15 protein-coding genes are annotated in these 18,013 nt (G+C 71.0%); 11 read left to right on the top strand and 4 right to left on the bottom strand.

The genetic code is table 11. The features are described from left to right. Nucleotides 1-16: 16 nt before the first annotated feature. Nucleotides 17-1,312 carry a GNAT family N-acetyltransferase gene (locus H9633_RS01270; protein ID WP_191711812.1) on the top strand — a complete coding sequence of 432 codons (1,296 nt, stop codon included), beginning with the start codon at nt 17-19 and terminating at the stop codon, nt 1,310-1,312. A gap of 70 nt (nt 1,313-1,382) precedes the next feature. Here the strand turns inward: H9633_RS01270 and H9633_RS01265 are convergent, their stop codons facing one another. Further along, nucleotides 1,383-5,045 (bottom strand): multifunctional oxoglutarate decarboxylase/oxoglutarate dehydrogenase thiamine pyrophosphate-binding subunit/dihydrolipoyllysine-residue succinyltransferase subunit, encoded by a 3,663-nt coding sequence (locus H9633_RS01265; protein WP_191711811.1) that lies wholly within the window; start codon nt 5,043-5,045, stop codon nt 1,383-1,385. A 239-nt stretch (nt 5,046-5,284) separates the two neighbouring features. On the opposite strand from H9633_RS01265, the gene H9633_RS01260 reads away from it, so the two are divergent. Beyond that, nucleotides 5,285-6,601 (top strand): hemolysin family protein, encoded by a 1,317-nt coding sequence (locus H9633_RS01260; RefSeq protein WP_071641434.1) that lies wholly within the window; start codon nt 5,285-5,287, stop codon nt 6,599-6,601. After that, nucleotides 6,598-7,659, top strand: coding sequence for a hemolysin family protein (locus H9633_RS01255; protein WP_191711810.1), 1,062 nt, complete (start codon nt 6,598-6,600; stop codon nt 7,657-7,659). The genes H9633_RS01260 and H9633_RS01255 overlap by 4 nt, the downstream gene beginning before the upstream one ends. 60 nt (nt 7,660-7,719) lie before the next feature. On the opposite strand, the gene H9633_RS01250 is transcribed toward H9633_RS01255, so the two are convergent. Further along, the gene (locus tag H9633_RS01250) at nt 7,720-8,802 is read right to left on the bottom strand and encodes an NADH:flavin oxidoreductase/NADH oxidase (RefSeq protein ID WP_191711809.1); all 1,083 of its coding nucleotides are present in this window, start codon (nt 8,800-8,802) and stop codon (nt 7,720-7,722) included. Between the two features lie 52 nt (nt 8,803-8,854). On the opposite strand from H9633_RS01250, the gene H9633_RS01245 reads away from it, so the two are divergent. Genes H9633_RS01245 through H9633_RS01225 form a run of 5 tightly spaced genes read left to right on the top strand, consistent with a single transcriptional unit; the run spans nt 8,855 to nt 13,192 of the window. Further along, nucleotides 8,855-9,706, top strand: coding sequence for an ADP-dependent NAD(P)H-hydrate dehydratase (locus tag H9633_RS01245; RefSeq protein ID WP_191711808.1), 852 nt, complete (start codon nt 8,855-8,857; stop codon nt 9,704-9,706). Between the two features lie 16 nt (nt 9,707-9,722). Further along, nucleotides 9,723-10,931 carry a hypothetical protein gene (locus H9633_RS01240; RefSeq protein ID WP_191711807.1) on the top strand — a complete coding sequence of 403 codons (1,209 nt, stop codon included), beginning with the start codon at nt 9,723-9,725 and terminating at the stop codon, nt 10,929-10,931. Nucleotides 10,932-10,962: 31 nt separating this feature from the next. Next, nucleotides 10,963-11,295: a thiamine-binding protein gene (locus H9633_RS01235; RefSeq protein WP_191711806.1), complete on the top strand. Its 333-nt coding sequence runs from the start codon at nt 10,963-10,965 to the stop codon at nt 11,293-11,295. 42 nt (nt 11,296-11,337) lie between these two features. Then, a complete protein-coding gene (locus H9633_RS01230) occupies nt 11,338-12,537 on the top strand; it encodes an MFS transporter (protein WP_191711805.1) in 1,200 nt (399 codons plus the stop codon). Between the two features lie 10 nt (nt 12,538-12,547). Beyond that, entirely contained in the window at nt 12,548-13,192 is a 645-nt protein-coding gene (locus H9633_RS01225; protein WP_071641424.1) for an NUDIX hydrolase, read from the top strand. A gap of 18 nt (nt 13,193-13,210) precedes the next feature. Here the strand turns inward: H9633_RS01225 and metX are convergent, their stop codons facing one another. Both metX and H9633_RS01215 read right to left on the bottom strand, forming a co-directional pair. Beyond that, a complete protein-coding gene (metX, locus tag H9633_RS01220; RefSeq protein ID WP_191711804.1) occupies nt 13,211-14,416 on the bottom strand; it encodes a homoserine O-acetyltransferase MetX in 1,206 nt (401 codons plus the stop codon). Between the two features lie 120 nt (nt 14,417-14,536). Next, entirely contained in the window at nt 14,537-15,859 is a 1,323-nt protein-coding gene (locus H9633_RS01215; protein WP_191711803.1) for a bifunctional o-acetylhomoserine/o-acetylserine sulfhydrylase, read from the bottom strand. Nucleotides 15,860-16,012: 153 nt separating this feature from the next. Between H9633_RS01215 and H9633_RS01210 the strand changes: the two genes are divergently transcribed. Genes H9633_RS01210 through H9633_RS01200 form a run of 3 tightly spaced genes read left to right on the top strand, consistent with a single transcriptional unit; the run spans nt 16,013 to nt 17,993 of the window. After that, complete coding sequence (locus H9633_RS01210) at nt 16,013-16,795, top strand: SDR family oxidoreductase (RefSeq protein WP_191711802.1); 783 nt, start codon at nt 16,013-16,015, stop codon at nt 16,793-16,795. Beyond that, nucleotides 16,795-17,493: a uracil-DNA glycosylase gene (locus H9633_RS01205; protein WP_191711801.1), complete on the top strand. Its 699-nt coding sequence runs from the start codon at nt 16,795-16,797 to the stop codon at nt 17,491-17,493. The genes H9633_RS01210 and H9633_RS01205 overlap by 1 nt, the downstream gene beginning before the upstream one ends. Next, nucleotides 17,490-17,993, top strand: a complete 504-nt coding sequence (locus H9633_RS01200) for a GNAT family N-acetyltransferase (protein WP_071641414.1) — start codon at nt 17,490-17,492, stop codon at nt 17,991-17,993. The genes H9633_RS01205 and H9633_RS01200 overlap by 4 nt, the downstream gene beginning before the upstream one ends. Nucleotides 17,994-18,013 lie beyond the last annotated feature (20 nt).

Here is an 18,013-nt window from a genome sequence, read left to right as displayed (position 1 = left end):
CCTCTAGGCTGGGTGGATGACCGCACCGGAAGAGACCATCATCTCCGTCGACCCGGATTCGCAGCGCCGCCTGCGCGAGAGGGGCCTGGACTATCGCATCGCCGACATGGCGGTGGACGCCGACGCGGAGGGCTTCCTCCGCGCCGACTCGCGTGGCTTCCTCGATGAGGATCCCACCGACGCCGAGCTGGCGCAGGCGCGGGAGACGATGCGCGCACGGCGCAACATCGGCGTCTACGATCCGGCGGCCGGAACCTGGCCGATCGCGACGGTCAACAGCTGGGTGACACCGCTCACCCTCCCCGGTGGGGAGGTCGACATGTGGGCGATCAGCTCGGTGACCGTGGCGGGCACCCATCGTCGACGAGGCATCGCGCGAGACCTGCTCGAGGGCGAGCTGCGAGCGGCCGCGCGGGCCGGTGCGCCGGTCGCCGGGCTCACCGCATCCGAGGCGACGATCTACGGCCGATACGGGTTCGGCCCCGCGGTGCCCGTGATGCGGTTCACCCTCGACACGGCACGCGCCGGCTGGGCCGGCGGGGAGGCATCGGCGGGGCGCCTCGTCTACGCCGACAAGCAGACCCTCGCCGACGATCTCGAGCGGCTGCACGAGGCATCGCGCTCGCACCGCTCCGGGCAGATCGCGGGGTGGCGCGGGAGGTGGCAGCGCATGGCGGGCCTCGCTGCGGGGGACAAGGAGGCCGCCGCCGTGCGCGGTGTGCGGTTCATCGATGCGGACGGCGCCGTGCAGGGCGCCATGGCGTACACCCTCGCCGAGCTTCCGGGCGGGTTCCGCTCGGAGATGCGGATCCGCTCGATCATCACGGCCTCCGACGAGGCGCTGCGCGCGATCTGGCGCTTCGTCGTGCAGCACGATCTGGTCACCACGGCCCGCGTCGACCTGCGTCCCCTCGACGACCCGCTGCCGTGGCTGGTGGCGGACCAGAGGGCGGTCACCGCCGAGGTGCACGACCACGGGTGGCTGCGGGTGCTCGACATCGAGGCCGCGCTCGGCGCACGCACCTACAGCGCGCCGCTCGACATCGTGCTGCGCGTCGAGGACCCGCTCGGGTTCGCTGCCGGCGACTGGCGGATCAGGATCGACGAGAGCGGCCGGTGCCGGATCGCCGCGACGTCGGCCTCGCCGGACGTCACGCTCGGCGTCGTCGAGCTCTCGACGATCTACGCCGGGGGAGTGTCCGCGTCACAGCTCGCCGCAGCCGGCCGGGTGCACGGCGACGGCGACGCGCTGAGCGCGCTCTCGCGTGCGTTCCTGACCGCCCCGGCGGTCCTGCTCGGCATCTGGTACTGACCGGCAGCAAAAGACGGGAAAGGCCGCAGCCCTCCGAGGAGAGCTGCGGCCTTCCGCATCCGCTCGCGCGTCAGCCGACCGTCAGCGCCGTCTTCAGCAGGGCGACCTGCTCGGTGGCGTGCACCTTCGACGAGCCGGTGGCCGGCGACGCCGCAGCCGGACGCGTCACCGCGTGGAACGGGCGGGGGCCGGGCACCTCGGCGAACTGCAGCGCCAGGAACGGCCAGGCACCCTGGTTCTCGGGCTCGTCCTGAACCCAGACCAGCTCGGCGTTCGGGTACGAGTCGGTGATCGCCTTCAGCTCGTCGATCGGCGTCGGGTACAGCTGCTCCAGCCGCACCAGCGCGATCTCGGGGTTCGGGTTCTTCTCGAGCTCGCTGCGCAGATCCCAGTGGATCTTGCCGGAGTGCACGAGCACGCGCGTGACGGCGCTGCGGTCGAGACCGCGGTCGTCGTCGATCACCGGCTCGAAGCGGCCGGCGGTGAAGTCCTCGACCTCGCTGGTCGCGCCGCGAAGACGCAGCATCGCCTTCGGGGTGAAGACGATCAGCGGCTTGCGCGGACGGGCGTACGCCTGGCGGCGCAGCAGGTGGAAGTACGACGCGGGCGTCGACGGGCGCGCGACGTACATGTTCTCCTGCGCGCACAGCTGCAGGAAGCGCTCCATCCGTGCGGAGGAGTGGTCGGGGCCCTGACCCTCGTACCCGTGCGGCAGCAGCATGACCACGCTGGACTGCTGGCCCCACTTCTGCTCGGCGGCCGAGATGTACTCGTCGATGACCGACTGGGCGCCGTTCGCGAAGTCGCCGAACTGCGCCTCCCACAGCACGAGTGCGTCGGGGTTCTCGACCGAGTAGCCGTACTCGAACCCGAGCGCGGCGTACTCGCTGAGCAGCGAGTCGTAGACGAAGAAGCGGCCCTGGCTGTCGGACAGGTTGGCCAGTGGCAGCCACTCCTGTCCGTTGCGCCGGTCGTGCAGCACCGCGTGCCGCTGCACGAACGTGCCACGGCGGGAATCCTGTCCGGCGAGACGCACGGGCGTTCCCTCGACCAGCAGCGATCCGAAGGCCAGCAGCTCGCCGAAGCCCCAGTCGATGCCGCCCTCACGGCTCATCGTCACACGCTTGTCGAGCTGCTGCTGCAGCTTGGAGTGGACGGTGAAGCCGTCCGGCTTGTTCGCGTGCGCGTCTCCGATCAGGTGCACCACCTCGAGCGGCACGCCGGTGACATCGGGAGCGCCCACCTGCGCATCGACCGGCGGCAGGTCGGGAGCGATCGGCGTCGCTCCGGTCTCGGCGGCGTGCGTCTCGGCGAAGGCGATCTCGAGGCGGTTCTGGAAGTCCGCCTTGGCCTGGTCGTACTCCTCCTCGGTGATGTCGCCACGGCCGACGAGGCCGTCGGTGTACAGCTTGCGCACCGACCGCTTGGCCTGGATGAGGTCGGTCATCAGCGGCTGCGTCATCGACGGGTCGTCGCCCTCGTTGTGACCGCGGCGGCGGTAGCAGACCAGGTCGATGACGACGTCGCGGTGGAAGCGCTCGCGGTACTCGAACGCCAGCCGCGCGACGTGGATGACCGACTCGGGGTCGTCGCCGTTCACGTGGAACACCGGAGCCTGGATGGTCTTCGCCACGTCGGTGGCGTACACCGACGTGCGCGAGTCCGTCGGCAGGGTGGTGAAGCCGACCTGGTTGTTGACCACGATGTGCACGGTGCCGCCCGTGCGGTAGCCGCGCAGCTGCGACATCTGCAGGGTCTCGACCACCACGCCCTGACCGGCGAAGGCCGCGTCGCCGTGCACGAGGATCGGCAGCCAGGCGAAGGTGCCGATCGGCTTGCGGTCCTGCTTCGCACGCACGATGCCCTCGAGCACGCCGTCGACGGTCTCGAGGTGCGACGGGTTGGCGGCGAGGTAGACGGGCAGCTCGGCACCGTCCTCGGCGACGAACGTGCCCTCGGTGCCGAGGTGGTACTTGACATCGCCCGAGCCGCGCTGGTTGCCGGGCGTCAGCGATCCCTCGAACTCGCGGAAGACCTGGCCGTACGTCTTGCCGGCGATGTTGGTGAGCACGTTGAGGCGGCCGCGGTGCGCCATGCCGATGGCCGCGCCGTCGAGGCCGGCGTTCGCCGCACCCTGCAGGATCTCGTCGAGCAGCGGGATCAGCGACTCGCCGCCCTCGAGCGAGAAGCGCTTCTGCCCGACGAACTTCGTCTGCAGGAACGTCTCGAAGGCCTCGGCCTCGTTGAGCTTGCGCAGCACGCGCAGCTGCTCGTCGTGGTTCGGCTTGACGTACTTGACCTCGAGCTTCTCCTGGAACCACCGGCGCTGCTCGGGATCCTGGATGTGCATGTACTCGATGCCGAGGGTGCGGCAGTACGAGTCGCGCAGCACGCCGAGGATGTCACGCAGCTTCATCACGCGCCGGCCGCCGAAGCCGCCGGTCACGAACTCGCGGTCCAGGTCCCAGAAGGTGAGCCCGTGGCTCTCGATCTCGAGGTCGGGGTGCGAGCGCTGCACGTACTCGAGCGGGTCGATGTCGGCCATCAGGTGACCGCGCACCCGGTAGGAGTTGATCAGCTCCTGCACGCGCGACTGCTTGTCGACGCGCTCCGCCAGGTCGACGGCGATGTCGGCGTTCCAGCGGATCGGCTGGTAGGGGATGCGCAGCGACGCGAAGATGTCCTCGTAGAAGCTGCGCTCGCCGATCAGCAGCTCGTGCACCTTCTTGAGGAACTCGCCGGAGCCGGCACCCTGGATGACGCGGTGGTCGTAGGTGCTGGTGAGCGTGATGGTCTTGCCGATGCCCAGCTCGGTGAGCGTGCGCTGGCTCGAGCCCTGGAACTCGGCCGGGTAGTCGAGGGCGCCGGCGCCGATGATGCAGCCCTGGCCCTTCATCAGACGGGGCACGGAGTGCACCGTGCCGATGCCGCCCGGGTTGGTCAGCGAAACCGTGGTGCCGGCGAAGTCGGCGGCGGTCAGCTTGTTACTGCGGGCGCGGGCGATGAGATCCTCGTAGGCCGACAGGTACTCGCCGAAGGTCATGGTGTCGGCGCGCTTGATGCTCGGCACGAGCAGGGCGCGGGTGCCGTCGGGCTTGGGGATGTCGACGGCGATGCCGAGGTTGACGTGCGCGGGCGCCACGACCGACGGCTTGCCGTCGACCTCGGCGTAGAACACGTTCTGGCTCGGGAACTCCTTGAGCGTGCGGATCAGCGCCCATCCGATGAGGTGGGTGAAGCTGACCTTGCCGCCGCGGGTGCGTGCCATGTGGTTGTTGATGACGATGCGGTTGTCGATCATCAGCTTCGCGGGGATCGTGCGCACGCTCGTCGCCGTCGGCACCGACAGCGACTGGTCCATGTTGGCTGCGAGGGTCTTCGGCATGCCGCGCAGCGGCGTGACGCGCTCCTCCTCGGCGGGCGCCTCGTCCTTCGCCTCGCGCTTGGGCGCCTGAGCGGGGATCGGCGCCTGCTTGGCGGGCTTCGCCGTCGTCCGCGCGACCGGCTGAGCGCCGATCACGGGGATGGGAGCGGTGACGGGGTGCACGGGTTCCGCCGGCGCATCGCCGGCAGGCTGAGCCGCGGCATCCGGCGTGTACTGCTCGAGGATCGGCCACCACTCCTTGTCGACCGAGTTGCGGTCCTTCTGGAACTGCTCGTAGAGCTCATCCACGAGCCAGGAGTTGGCTCCGAACCCCCCGTCGCCACCGACGCCGGTCACCTGGTTCGACACGCTCTATCGCCCTCTTTCGTCGCTGAAGCTCTCGTGCCACCCGTCGCCGAATGCAGCGCCAGGGTCGCACTTGCGTAACAGTCATCAAGCCTAACGCCAAACGGATTCCGAATCGCCCGCGCCGCTGACCGTTTCGCCCCATCCGGCACAGCCGCATTCTGTAAGATCGGGCGAACTATGGACGACCCTCCTTCTTGCAGTACACCGCCCCACTGCCCGCTCCTCGAGGGACACAGCTGATGGAATTCCTGCTGTTGGGCGTGGGGCTGCTGCTCATCGTGGGGACGGGCCTCTTCGTCGCCAGCGAGTTCGCTCTGGTCAACCTCGACCGGGCGGAGCTCGAAGCACGTCAGGCGAGGGGTGAATCCCGCCTCAGCCTGACGATCCGCGCACTGAAGATCACGTCGACCCATCTGTCGTCAGCGCAGCTGGGCATCACGCTGACCACCCTCCTGACCGGATACACGATGGAGCCCGCCATCTCGAAGCTGCTCGCGCCGCTTCTCGACGCGTGGGGCATCCCGGATGCCGTGGCGACGCCCGTTTCGGTGACGGTGGCGATGCTCATCGCGACCTTCCTCTCGATGATCCTGGGCGAGCTCGTGCCGAAGAACTTCGCGCTCGCGCTGCCGCTGGCCACGGCGAAGCTGGTGATCCCGTTCCAGACGGCGTTCACGGCCGTCTTCAAGCCCGCCATCGTGCTGCTCAACGGCAGCGCGAACGGGGTGCTGCGCAGCATCGGCATCGAGCCGAAGGAGGAGCTCTCGGGATCACGGAGCGCCGAGGAGCTCTCCTCGCTGGTGCGCCGCTCCGCGAGCCAGGGGGTGCTCGAGAAGGACACCGCGACGCTGCTCGATCGGAGCCTGAACTTCGCCCGCCTCACCGCCGACGACATCATGACGCCGCGGCCGAGCATGCACGCCATCTCGGTGGGCGACTCGGCTGACGACGTGATCCGCCTCGCCAGGCGCACGGGCCACAGCCGCTTCCCGGTGTACGACGACGACCTCGACGACATCACCGGTGTCGTGCACGTGAAGGCCGCGGTGTCGGTGCCGCGCGAGAAGCGCGCCGAGGTCCCCGTGGGCGCGCTGAGCACCGAGCCGCTGCGGGTGCCCGAGACCGTGCACCTGGACGTGCTGGTCGCCGAGCTGCGCACCAAGGGGTACCAGATGGCCGTCGTGGTCGACGAGTACGGCGGCACCGCCGGGATCGTCACGCTCGAGGACCTCATCGAGGAGATCGTCGGCGAGGTGTCCGACGAGCACGACCGTTCCCGCGCGGGCATCGTGCGCCGCGTCGACTCGATCACGTTCCCCGGTGAGCTGCGTCCGGACGAGCTGCGCTCGCGCACGGGGATCGAGGTCCCCGAGGGCGAGGTCTACGACACCGTCGCCGGCTACATGATGAGCCTGCTCGAGAGGCTCCCGGTGATCGATGACGAGGTGCGGATCGACACCGGCGTGCTGCGCGTCGTGCGGATGGACGGCCGGCGCATCGACCGCGTCCGCTACACCGCCGACCCGGCCGCGGACGCGATGGAGGAGGAGCGATGAGCGACTGGGCAGGACTGGTATGGCTCGTCGTGCTGCTCGCGGCGAACGCCTTCTTCGTCGGCGGCGAGTTCGCCGTCATTTCCGCGCGCCGCTCGCAGATCGAGCCGCTCGCCGAACGCGGGTCCAGGGCGGCGAAGACCGCGCTGTACGCGATGGAGCATGCCACGCTCATGCTCGCCACCTCGCAGCTGGGCATCACGATCTGCTCGCTGCTGATCCTGAACGTGTCGGAGCCGGCGATCCATCACCTCCTCGAGGTGCCGATGCACGCCCTCGGCTGGGATCCGGCGGTGATCTCCGTGAGCGCCTTCGTGATCACGCTCGCGCTCGTGTCGTTCCTGCACGTCGTGTTCGGCGAGATGGTGCCGAAGAACCTCGCCTTCTCGATCCCCGACCGCGCCGTGCTCATGCTCGCGCCCCCGCTGGTCTGGGTGTCGCGCGTGTTCCGCCACATCATCTGGGCGCTGAACGGCATCGCGAACGGCGTGCTGCGCCTGTTCGGCGTCGAGCCGAAGAACGAGGCGGCCTCGACGTTCACGCTCGAGGAGGTCGCGACGATCGTCGACCGCTCGCGGCGCGAGGGCGTGCTCACCGACTCGTCGGGCGCCGTCGCCGCGGCCGTGGAGTTCACCGACAAGAAGGCACGCGACATCGCCGTGCCGCTCGCCGACCTCATCACGCTGCCCGAGACGGCCACCCCGGAGGACGTCGAGCGGGCGGTCGCGCGCTACGGCTTCTCGCGCTACGTGATCGTCGACGACGAGCAGACGCCGATCGGCTACGTGCACCTGAAGGACGTGCTTCGCGCGGCGGAGGGGCCCGAGCCAGACGAGAAGATCTCCCAGCCGCTGCCGGCCAAGCGCATCCACCACATGCTGCCGGTGCAGGAGGAGACCGACCTCGAGGACGCCCTCGCCTCGATGCGCCGAGCCGGGCGTCACCTCGCCAAGGTGCGCGACCGCTCGGGCGCGACCACCGCGGTGCTCTTCCTCGAGGACATCCTAGAGGAGCTCGTCGGCGAGGTGCAGGACGCGACTCGCCGCGGTCACGGACGCTGATCCGAGCCTGACACGCGCCGGCCCCGGCAGGTCATCCCTGCCGGGGCCGGCGTGCGACGTTCAGCGCCAGTGCGCTCGCCGGTACTGCGGCGGCCAGGGCACCTCGGCGCCCAGCTCGTGGGCGGCGCGCAGCCCGAAGTGCGGATCGCGCAGCCACTCCCGGCCCGCGAAGATCGCATCGGCGGCGCCCGAGGCAAGGACCTGCTCGGCCTGCTCGCCGCTGGTGATCAGCCCGACGGCGGCGGTGGGCACGCGGCCTCCCGCGCGCACGGTCTCCGCGAACGGCACCTGGAAGCCGGGGCGGTAGTCGATCCGCGGTCGCGCGACGATGCCGCCGCTCGACACGTCGACGAGGTCGGCACCGGCGTCCATCGCCCAGACGGCCACCTGCGCGGCCTGCTCGGGAGTGAACCCGCCCTCGGCGTAGTCGGTGGCCGAGAGTCGCACGAAGACCGGTGTCGCGGCGCCGGCGACCGTGCGCACCCGCTCGACGATGCGCAGCAGCAGGCGGGCGCGGTTCTCGAGCGGGCCGCCGTACTCGTCGTCGCGCACGTTCGACAGCGGCGAGAGGAACTCGTGCAGCAGGTAGCCGTGCGCGCCGTGCACCTCGAGCGCGTCGAATCCGGCATCCAGGGCGCGTCCGGCGGCGTCCGCGAACGCGTCGACGATCCGGTCGATGCCGGCCGCGTCCAGAGCCGCCGGAGGGGCGTACCCGTCGAACGCGATGGCGGAGGGGGCGACCGTGGGCCAGCCGCCGTCGGCGACCGGCACGGTGCCGTGCTGGTCGGCCCACGGCCACCAGGTCGAGGCCATCCGCCCGGCGTGGGCGAGCTGGATGCCGATCAGACCGCCGCGCTCGTGGACATCGTCGACGACGAGGGCCCAGGCGTCGCGCTGCTCGTCGTTCCAGATGCCGGTGTCGCGCGGCGAGATGCGTCCTTCGGGAACCACGCCGGTCGCCTCTGCGACGATCAGCCCGGCGCCGCCGGACGCGAACTGCGCCAGGTGCGTGCGATGCCAGTCCTGCGGCACGCCGTCGACGGCGCTGTACATGCACATCGGCGACACCCACAGCCGGTTGGGCAGGGTGAGGGAGCGGATGGTCAGGGGCGTGAAGAGCAGGGGAGTGGGAAGTGTGGTCACACCACGACGCTAACGCCAGGACGCGGGGGCAGGGCGCGCTACCGTGGTGTTCATGCTGCGGGAGTGGACCAGAGCCGACACCAGCGAGCTGCTGCGCGTGCCGACCGCTGACGACGACAAGTACTCGCGCGGTGTGGTGGGCCTGCGCACCGGCTCCGCGTCGTACCCCGGCGCCGCCGTGCTCGGGGTCGAGGCGGCCTGGCGGGCCGGGGCGGGGTACGTGCTGTACACCGGCGGCGCGCGCGATGCCGTGCTGGCCCGGCGGCCCGAGACCGTCGCCAGGGATGAGGCCGGACGGACGCGGGTGGGCGCATGGGTGATCGGCTCCGGGACGGACGCCGAGCACCGCGACGAGCGCGAGCGCACGGCGCTGGAGGAGATCCTGCGCGGTGATGTCGCGGTGGTCGTCGACGCGGGCGCGCTGGATCTGGCTGCACACGCGACCGCCCCGATGGTGCTCACACCGCACGCCGGCGAGTTCCGGCGGCTGCGCGCCGGGCTCGGACTCGAGGACGTCGACCTCGCCACCGAGGACGCCCGCGTCGCGGGGGTGGTCGAGACGGCATCGCGGCTCGGTGCGACCGTGCTGCTCAAGGGCTCCCGGACCGTGATCGCCGGTCCCGACGGCGAGCCGATCGTCATCGGCGACGCCCCGGCGTGGCTCTCCACCGCCGGTTCCGGCGATGTGCTGGGCGGTGTCATCGGCGCGCTCATCGCCGCCGATCCCGCCCGCACCCTGGCGGTGTCGGCGGCGGCTGCCGTCTGGCTGCACGGGCGCGCGGCGGCACGGGCATCCGGAGTCGCGGGCGGATCATCGGCAGGGGGTCGGGCGGCCGGGCATCCGATCGTCGCGCTCGACGTCGCCGAAGCGCTGCCCGGCGCCATCGGCGAGCTGCTGTCATGACACCGGGGCCGCAGAGGTGACGTCGCGACCCTGGGCGGTGTGGGCGGCGTTCCTCCTCGTGCACGCGGGGGTCGCGGCGGCCGGATGGCTGCTGCCGAGCCAGCCCATGGGAGATGTGGTGCTCGTCTACCAGCCGTGGTCGCAGGCCGCGCTCGACGGCGACGCGATCGTGGGCATCACCGAGAGCTGGGTGTACCCGCAGCTGGCGCTGCTGCCGATGCTGGCCGCCCATCTGCCCGCGCTGCCGTTCATCCCGCTGCTGGGGGCGCCGGGGGCGTATCTGGTGGGCTGGGCGCTGCTGGTGACCGCGTGCGACGCGCTCGGTCTCGTCGTGCTGCTTCGCGGCGGAGGTTCCGGCCGTCGCTCGGCCGCGTGGTTCTGGGTCGCTGCGATGCTGCTGCTCGGCCCGATCGCGATGTACCGGATCGATGCGATCACCGTGCCGCTCGCCCTGGCGGGGGGACTGTGGCTGGTCTCGCACCCGCGTCTGGGTGCGGCCGCCCTCGCCGTCGGCGCGTGGATCAAGATCTGGCCTGGTGCGCTGCTGGTCGCGGCGATCGCCGCCGGCCGGCGCGGTCTGCAGCTCGCGGTCACCGCGGTCGCGGTCTCCGCCGCCATCGCCGCGGCACTGCTGACCCTGGGGGCCGGCGAGCGGCTGCTCGGATTCATCACCGCCCAGACCGGCCGGGGGCTGCAGATCGAGGCGGTCGCCGCGACGCCCTTCCTCTGGGCGGCGGTCGCCGGCGAGGCGCGCATCGAGTACAGCTTCGACATCCTCACGTTCCAGATCGAGGCGACGGGGGCGGCCGCCGTCGCCGCCGCGACGACGCCGGCGATGGTGGTCGCCGTGATCGGCATCCTGGCGCTCGGGGCTCTTCGCGCGCGTCGAGGTGCCGCGTGGCCGCGCCTGCTTCCCCCGCTCGCGCTCGCCCTCATCGCCGCACTGATCGTCACCAACAGGGTGGGCTCGCCGCAGTTCACCACCTGGCTCATCGCTCCCGCGATGCTGTGGATCGTCTTCGACCGCCAGCGCGCGCACACGGCGACCGCCCTCGTGCTGCTGCTGTGCGCCCTGACGTTCTGCATCTACCCGCTCACCTACGACGGCCTGCTCGCCGCGCACCCCGTGCCGGTGCTGCTGCTGAGCGTTCGCAATGCCATGCTCGTGGTGACGCTCATCGTGGCCGTGCGTGCGGTGCTGCAGACGCCTACCGCGCGTCGCTGACGTGTTCGACCACGCAACAACAGGAGGAACCATGCTCGTCGCATTCTCCGTCGCCCCTTCCGGCGACGCCCGATCGGGTGACTCGGTGCACGACGCCGTCGCGGCCGCGGTGCAGGTGGTGCGCGAGTCCGGTCTCGCGCACCGCACCACCAGCATGTTCACGGAGATCGAAGGACCCGACTGGGACTCGGTGATGGACGTGGTCAAGAGGGCCACCGAGGCCGTGATGCCGTTCGGATCCCGCGTCTCGCTCGTGCTCAAAGCCGACATCCGTCCCGGCTACAGCGGCGAGCTGGATGCCAAGATCGAGCGCCTCGAGAGGGCCATCGACGCATCGGCCGACCCTGAGGCGACCGGCCGGTAACATGGGCGGGTGACTCCCTCGAATCTCTCGAGGGGGGCGGCGATGAGGGCGCTCCTCTCCCTCGCCGTCGGCAGCTTCGGCATCGGCATGACCGAATTCGTCATGATGGGCCTGCTGCCCGAGATCGCCGAAGACCTGCTGCCCGACCTCTGGGCGGTGAGCAGCGAGCAGGCGATCGGTCAGAGCGGTGTGCTCATCTCGCTGTACGCGCTCGGCGTCGTGATCGGCGCGCCCACCATCGCCGGAGCCGTGGCGCGCTTCCCGCGGCACCGGGTGATGCTGGTGCTCGCGATCGCGCTGACCCTCGGCAACGCGCTCACCGTGGTGCTGCCGGGCTTCGGACTGGTCGGCGCCTCGAGACTGCTCGCCGGGCTGCCGCACGGGGCGTACTTCGGCATCGGCGCGCTCGTCGCGGCCGACGTGCTCGGCCCCGGCAAGCGCGCCCAGGGCGTCGCGTTCATCCTCACCGGGCTGACCGTCGCGAATGTCGTCGGCGTGCCGGTGGGCACCTATCTGGGGCAGCAGTGGGGCTGGCGCACCGCGTTCCTCGTGGTGACCGGCGTGTTCGCCCTCGCGGCGGTGTGCATCGCGCTGTTCGTGCCCCCGCACCCGGGAGACCCCGGCCGGACGCTGCGCTCGGAGCTGAGCGTGTTCCGGGTGCCGCAGGTCTGGCTGACACTCGGGATGGGGGCGATCGGCTTCGGCGGATTCTTCGCCGTGTACAGCTACATCTCCCCGCTGGTGACCGAGGTCGCCGGCGCTCCGCAGTGGGTCGTTCCGGTGACCCTGGTGCTGGTCGGGGTGGGGATGACCGTCGGCAACCTGGCGGGCGGGCGCCTGGCCGACCGCGACCTGCGTCGCACCCTGGTCTGGGGCCTCGCCGCGCTCGCCGCGGTGCTCGTGCTGCTCGCCCTGCTGGCGTTCTCGGTGGTCGCGCTGATCATCACCGCCACGCTCGTCGGCGCGATCGCGGCGGTGCTGAGTCCGGCGATCCAGACCCGCCTGATGGATGTCGCCGGCGACAACCAGTCGATCGCGGCGGCGCTGAACCACTCCGCGTTGAACATCGGAAACAGCCTGGGGGCGTTCCTGGGCGGTGCGGCGATCTCGCTCGGCTTCGGCTTCACCGCACCGGAGTGGGTGGGGGCGGTGCTCGCCGCGCTCGGGCTCGGGATCGTGCTGCTCGCCTACCGGGCGCAGTCGTCCGCACCGGTGGCGGTGGCGGCGGGGCGCGAGCACTAGAGTTTCCGGCATGGATGCCACGATGCGCGTCGCCGGCACGGCCGTCGTCCTGCGCGACGGTGCGGACGGTCTGGAGGTGCTGCTGCTGCGCCGCCCCGCCACCGGGTCGTTCCCCGGCGCCTGGGTCTTCCCCGGCGGGCGCGTCGACCCCGATGACGAGCGGGAGGGCGGCGGCGAGGAGGGTGCGGCGCTGCGCGCGGCCGTGCGCGAGACCCGCGAGGAGGCCGGCATCGGCATCCGCGATCTGGTGACCCTCTCCCGCTGGGTGCCGCCGGCCGAGACGCCGGTGCGGTTCCGCACCTGGTTCTTCCTCGCTCGAGAGAGCGGGGAGCGGCTGCGACCGAACCCGGGCGAGATCGAGGAGGCGGTCTGGATGACGCCCGCTCGCGCGTTCGAGCGGCACGCGACGGGGGAGCTCACGCTCTTCCCGCCGACATGGGTCACGCTGCATGCGCTGCGGGAGCACCCCACCGTGAACGACGCCTGGGCTGCGGTCAGCGCTGTCGCGCGCTACGAGACGCGGATGCAGCGGCTCGAGCGCGGGATGCGTGCTCTGTGGGCGGGGGATGAGGAGCATCCGGACGAGCCGGGTGCTCCGGGGGCGCGGCACCGGCTGACCATGAGCGACCTGCCCTGGGTCTACGAACGCGACTGACCGGCGTTCCGGGTCGGGTCACGACGCGAGCAGACGCTCCAGGTGCGCGCCGACCGGATCCGTCTCGATGAGGAAGCCGTCGTGTCCGAAGTCGCTGGTGAGCACGACGGCCTCGTCGTCGATGAGGTTCGGGATGCTGCGCGCGATGCGCTGCTGTCCGTCGACGGGGAACAGGCGGTCGGTGTCGATGCCCAGCACGAGGGTGCGCGCGGTGACCGTGTGCAGCGCCTGCTCGACCCCACCGCGGTCGCGGCCGATGTCATGCGAGTTCATCGCCTCGACGACGGTGATGTAGCTGTTCGCGTCGAAGCGGCGGGTGAACTTGTTGCCGTGGAAGTCCAGGTACGACTCGACCGCGAAGCGTCCGCCGCGTCCGAGAGGCGACACATCCGACTGCCAGGAGCGCTGGAACCGCTGGTTCAGCTCGATGGGGCTGCGGTAGTTCAGCAGCGCCATCCGCCGCGCCAGCGCGAGGCCGCGGTGCGGGCCCTCACCGAGGGCGGCGTCGTAATACTCGCCGCCGGCGAAACGCGGATCCATCCGCACGGTCTCCAGCTGCACGAAGTTCAGGGCCAGCTGGTCTGCGGTGGTCACCGGGGGAGAGGAGAGCACCGCCAGGCGCTCGACGCGCTCGGGCTGCATCACCGCCCACTCCAGCGCATGCATGCCGCCCATCGAGCCGCCGATCACGGCCGCCCAGCGTTCGATGCCGAGGGTGTCGGCGAGGCCGATCTGCGCCGAGACCTGGTCGCGGATGGTGAGATACGGGAAGCGGGATGCCCATTCCCGACCGTCCGGGGCGATGCTCGCCGGTCCCGTCGAGCCCTGGCATCCGCCCAGCATGTTCGGGGCGACGACGAACCACCGGTCGGTGTCGATCGCCGACCCGGGGCCCACGATGTCCTCCCACCATCCGGCGGTGGGGTGACCGGCGCCGGCCGGGCCGCGCGCGTGGCTGTCGCCGGTGAGTGCGTGCAGGATCAGGACGGCGTTGTCGCCCGCCTCGTTCAGCTCGCCCCAGCTCTCCCACGCCAGGCGGGTGGCAGGCAGCAGCTGACCGTTCTCGGTGCGGAAGTCGCCGAGGAACGTGAACCGTCGCCCGCCCGCGGGGTCGCCGTCGCGCCAGGCGCCGGTCGCCGGGGGTCGGGCGCGGAGCAGACGCACATCGGCCTCGGTCACCGGAGCTGACGGCACCGTGTCCTCTGAGGTCGTCTGCCAGTCCATGCGTCCATTCTCACCTGTGCGCCTGTCGGCCCGCGGCAGGTTACGGGTGGGCGGTTCGCTGCCACGCACGGATGCCCCGGACCGAACGGTCCGGGGCATCCGGGTGCGCAGCGGAGAGACTCAGGCGCGAGCGGCCTCCGCGACGCGACGCGCGGCGCTCAGCGCGCTGTCGAGGTCGGCCTTGAGGTCGTCGATGTTCTCGATGCCCACCGAGAGGCGCACCAGGCCGGGGGTGACGCCGGCCGAGAGCTGCTGCTCGGGCGACAGCTGCGAGTGCGTGGTCGACGCGGGGTGGATGACGAGCGAGCGCACGTCGCCGATGTTGGCGAGGTGGCTGAACAGGCTCAGGCTGTTCACGAACTCGCGACCGGCCTCGACACCGCCCTTCAGCTCGAACGACAGCACCGCGCCGACGCCCTTGGGGGCGTACTCGTTGGCCTTCGCGTACCAGGGCGAGGAGGGCAGACCCGAGTAGTTCACCGAGGCGACGTCGTCGTGGTTCTCGAGCCACTCGGCGATCTCCTGGGCGTTCTGCACGTGGCGCTCGATGCGCAGCGACAGGGTCTCGATGCCCTGGATGAGGTTCCACGCGCTCTGCGGCGAGATCGCCGATCCGAGGTCGCGCAGCAGCTGCACGCGGGCCTTGATGACGTACGCGAGCCCGTCGCCGACCGCGGTCGTGTACGAGGCGCCGTGGTACGAGGGGTCGGGCTCGGTGAGGCCGGGGAACTTGTCGACGTGCTGCGACCACGCGAAGGTGCCGCCGTCGATGATCGCTCCGCCGATGGTGGTGCCGTGGCCGCCGAGGAACTTGGTGACCGAGTGCGTCACGATGTCGGCGCCGTGCTCGAACGGGCGGATGAGGTACGGGGTGGCGATCGTGTTGTCGACGATCAGCGGCACGTCGTGCTCGTGGGCGACGTCGGCGACGCCGCGGATGTCGAGCACGTTGATCTTCGGGTTGCCGATCGTCTCGGCGAAGAACAGCTTGGTGTTCGGACGCACGGCGGCGCGCCACTCGTCGAGGTCGTCCTGGTTCTCGACGAAGGTGACCTCGACGCCCAGCTTGGCGAGGGTGTACTTGAAGAGGTTGTACGTGCCGCCGTAGATGGCGCTGGATGCCACGAAGTGGTCGCCGGCCTCCGCGATGTTCAGGATCGCGAACGTCGATGCCGCCTGGCCGCTCGAGAGCACGAGGGCTCCGGTGCCGCCCTCGAGCGCCGCGAGGCGCTGCTCGAGCACATCCTGCGTCGGGTTCTGGATGCGGGTGTAGATGTTGCCGAACTCGGCCAGCGCGAACAGGTTCGCGGCGTGGTCGGCGTTGTCGAACACGTACGAGGTGGTCTGGTAGATCGGCGTCGCACGCGCTTTGGTGACCGGGTCGGGCGCGGCGCCCGAGTGGATCTGCTTGGTCTCGAAGCGCCAGTTCTCGGCTGCGGTCATGACGTGCTCCCAGGGTTCGGGTCGTGGGGTCGTTCGGCTGGATGCCTGGAAGCGACACTACGAAGCCGCGCGCCGGCCGACAACCGACGGGAAATGTTACGTAACACAGCGCGATGACGGGATATGGCCGTGGTTGCGCATACGGTGGAGGACATGGTGATCAGACGTGCCGTGGTGACCGGAGCCAGCTCGGGTATCGGAGAGGCGACCGTGCGCGTGCTGCGCGCGCAGGGGTGGGAGGTCGTGGGCGTCGCGCGGCGGCCGAAGCGCCTTGCGCGGCTGGCAGCCGAGACCGGCGCATCGACCATCGCGTGCGATCTGACCGATCCGGATGCCGTCGCCGCGCTCGTCGCCGAGCTCGAGCGCACCGGTCCCGTGCACGCGCTCGTGCAGGTGGCCGGCGGCGCTCGAGGCACCGACAGCGTCGAGCAGGGTTCCATCGACGACTGGCAGTGGATGTACGACGCCAACGTGCTCACGACGCAGCGGCTCGTGGCGGGCCTGCTTCCGCTGCTGCGCCGGGCCGCGGCTGCCGACGGCCACGCCGACACGGTGTTCGTGACCTCGACGGCCGCGCAGAGCGCGTACCCGGGCGGCGGTGGGTACAACGCAGCCAAGGCGGCGGAGTCGATGCTCGTGAAGGTGCTGCGCCAGGAGCTGCACGGCGAGCCGATCCGGGTGGTCGAGGTCGCGCCGGGCATGGTGCACACCGAGGAGTTCGCGCTCAACCGCCTGGGCGGAGACGTCGCTGCAGCAGAATCGGTCTACGACGGGGTCGCCGAGCCGCTGATCGCGGATGACGTCGCCGAGCTCATCGCCTACGCGCTGAACGCGCCGCGGCGGGTGAACCTCGATCTGGTCACGATGCGTCCGCTGGCACAGGCCGCGCAGCATCTGCTGGCACGCGGCACGCTGCACGTGCGCACCGACGACTGATGCGCCGCACGCTCGCCGAGCTCGCCGAGGACGGCTCGATCGACCCCGGCTGGGCACAGGCTCTCGAGCCCGTGCAGCCGCTCATCGCCGAGCTGGGCGACCGGTTGCGAGCCGAGCAGGCAGCGGGACGCGGCTATCTGCCGTCAGGGGACGACGTGCTGCGCGCCTTCCAGCGCCCGCTGGCCGATGTGCGGGTGCTGATCACCGGACAGGACCCGTATCCGACCCCCGGTCACCCGATCGGCCTGTCGTTCGCCGTCGACCGCGACGTGCGCCCGCTGCCGCGCAGCCTCGCCAACATCTACCGGGAGCGCGCCGACGACCTCGGCCTGACTCCGCCGCCGCACGGAGACCTCACGGCGTGGAGCGACCAGGGCGTGCTGCTGCTGAACCGCGTGCTCACCGTGCGCCCCGGCGCACCGGCATCCCACCGCGGGTGGGGATGGGAGAAGGTGACAGAGCACGCGATCCGCGCGCTCGTCGCCCGCGAGCAGCCCCTGGTCGCGGTGCTGTGGGGGAAGGATGCCGCGGCGCTGAAGCCGCTGCTCGGACAGACGCCCACGGTCGAGTCCGCGCATCCGTCGCCGCTGTCGGCGCGCCGGGGCTTCTTCGGCTCCCGACCGTTCTCCCGAGCGAACGCGCTGCTGGAATCCCTGGGCGCCCGACCCGTCGACTGGCGTGTGACGGGGGAGGCGTGAGCGAGCTGCGGGTGCGTCCGGTCGCGGATGCCGATCTGCCGGCGATCCGCGACATCTACAACCACTACGTGCGCTCGTCGACGGTGACCTTCGATGAGGTCGAGTCGACTGTCGCGGACTGGGAGGGCAAGGCCGCTCGGATCGCCGACGCGGGCATCCCGTTCCTCGTCGCCGAGACGGCGGAGGGGGAGCTGCTCGGGTACGCGCTCGGAGTTCCCTGGTCGGCGAAGTCCGCCTACCGCTTCACGATCGAGAATTCCATCTATCTCGCGCCCTCGGCGGCCGGCCGGGGAGTGGGCTGGGCGCTGCTGGCCGTCTTCCTCGACCGATGCCGGGATGCCGGGCTGCGCCAGGTCATCGCCGTGATCGCCGACCGCGGAGCCGAGGCGTCGACCGCACTGCACCGCAAGGCGGGCTTCGTCGACGCAGGGCGCCTCACGGAGGTGGGGGAGAAGTTCGGGGAGCGGCTGGGCGTGCTCTTCCTGCAGAAGGCGCTGTAGACGACGCGTGCACTCGCCGC

The sequence above is a fragment of the Microbacterium commune genome (assembly GCF_014836945.1).
Classification (GTDB): Bacteria; Actinomycetota; Actinomycetes; order Actinomycetales; family Microbacteriaceae; genus Microbacterium; species Microbacterium commune.
The sequence above is the reverse complement of the archived record's forward strand: the minus strand, read 5'-3'. Positions and strand labels throughout refer to the sequence as shown.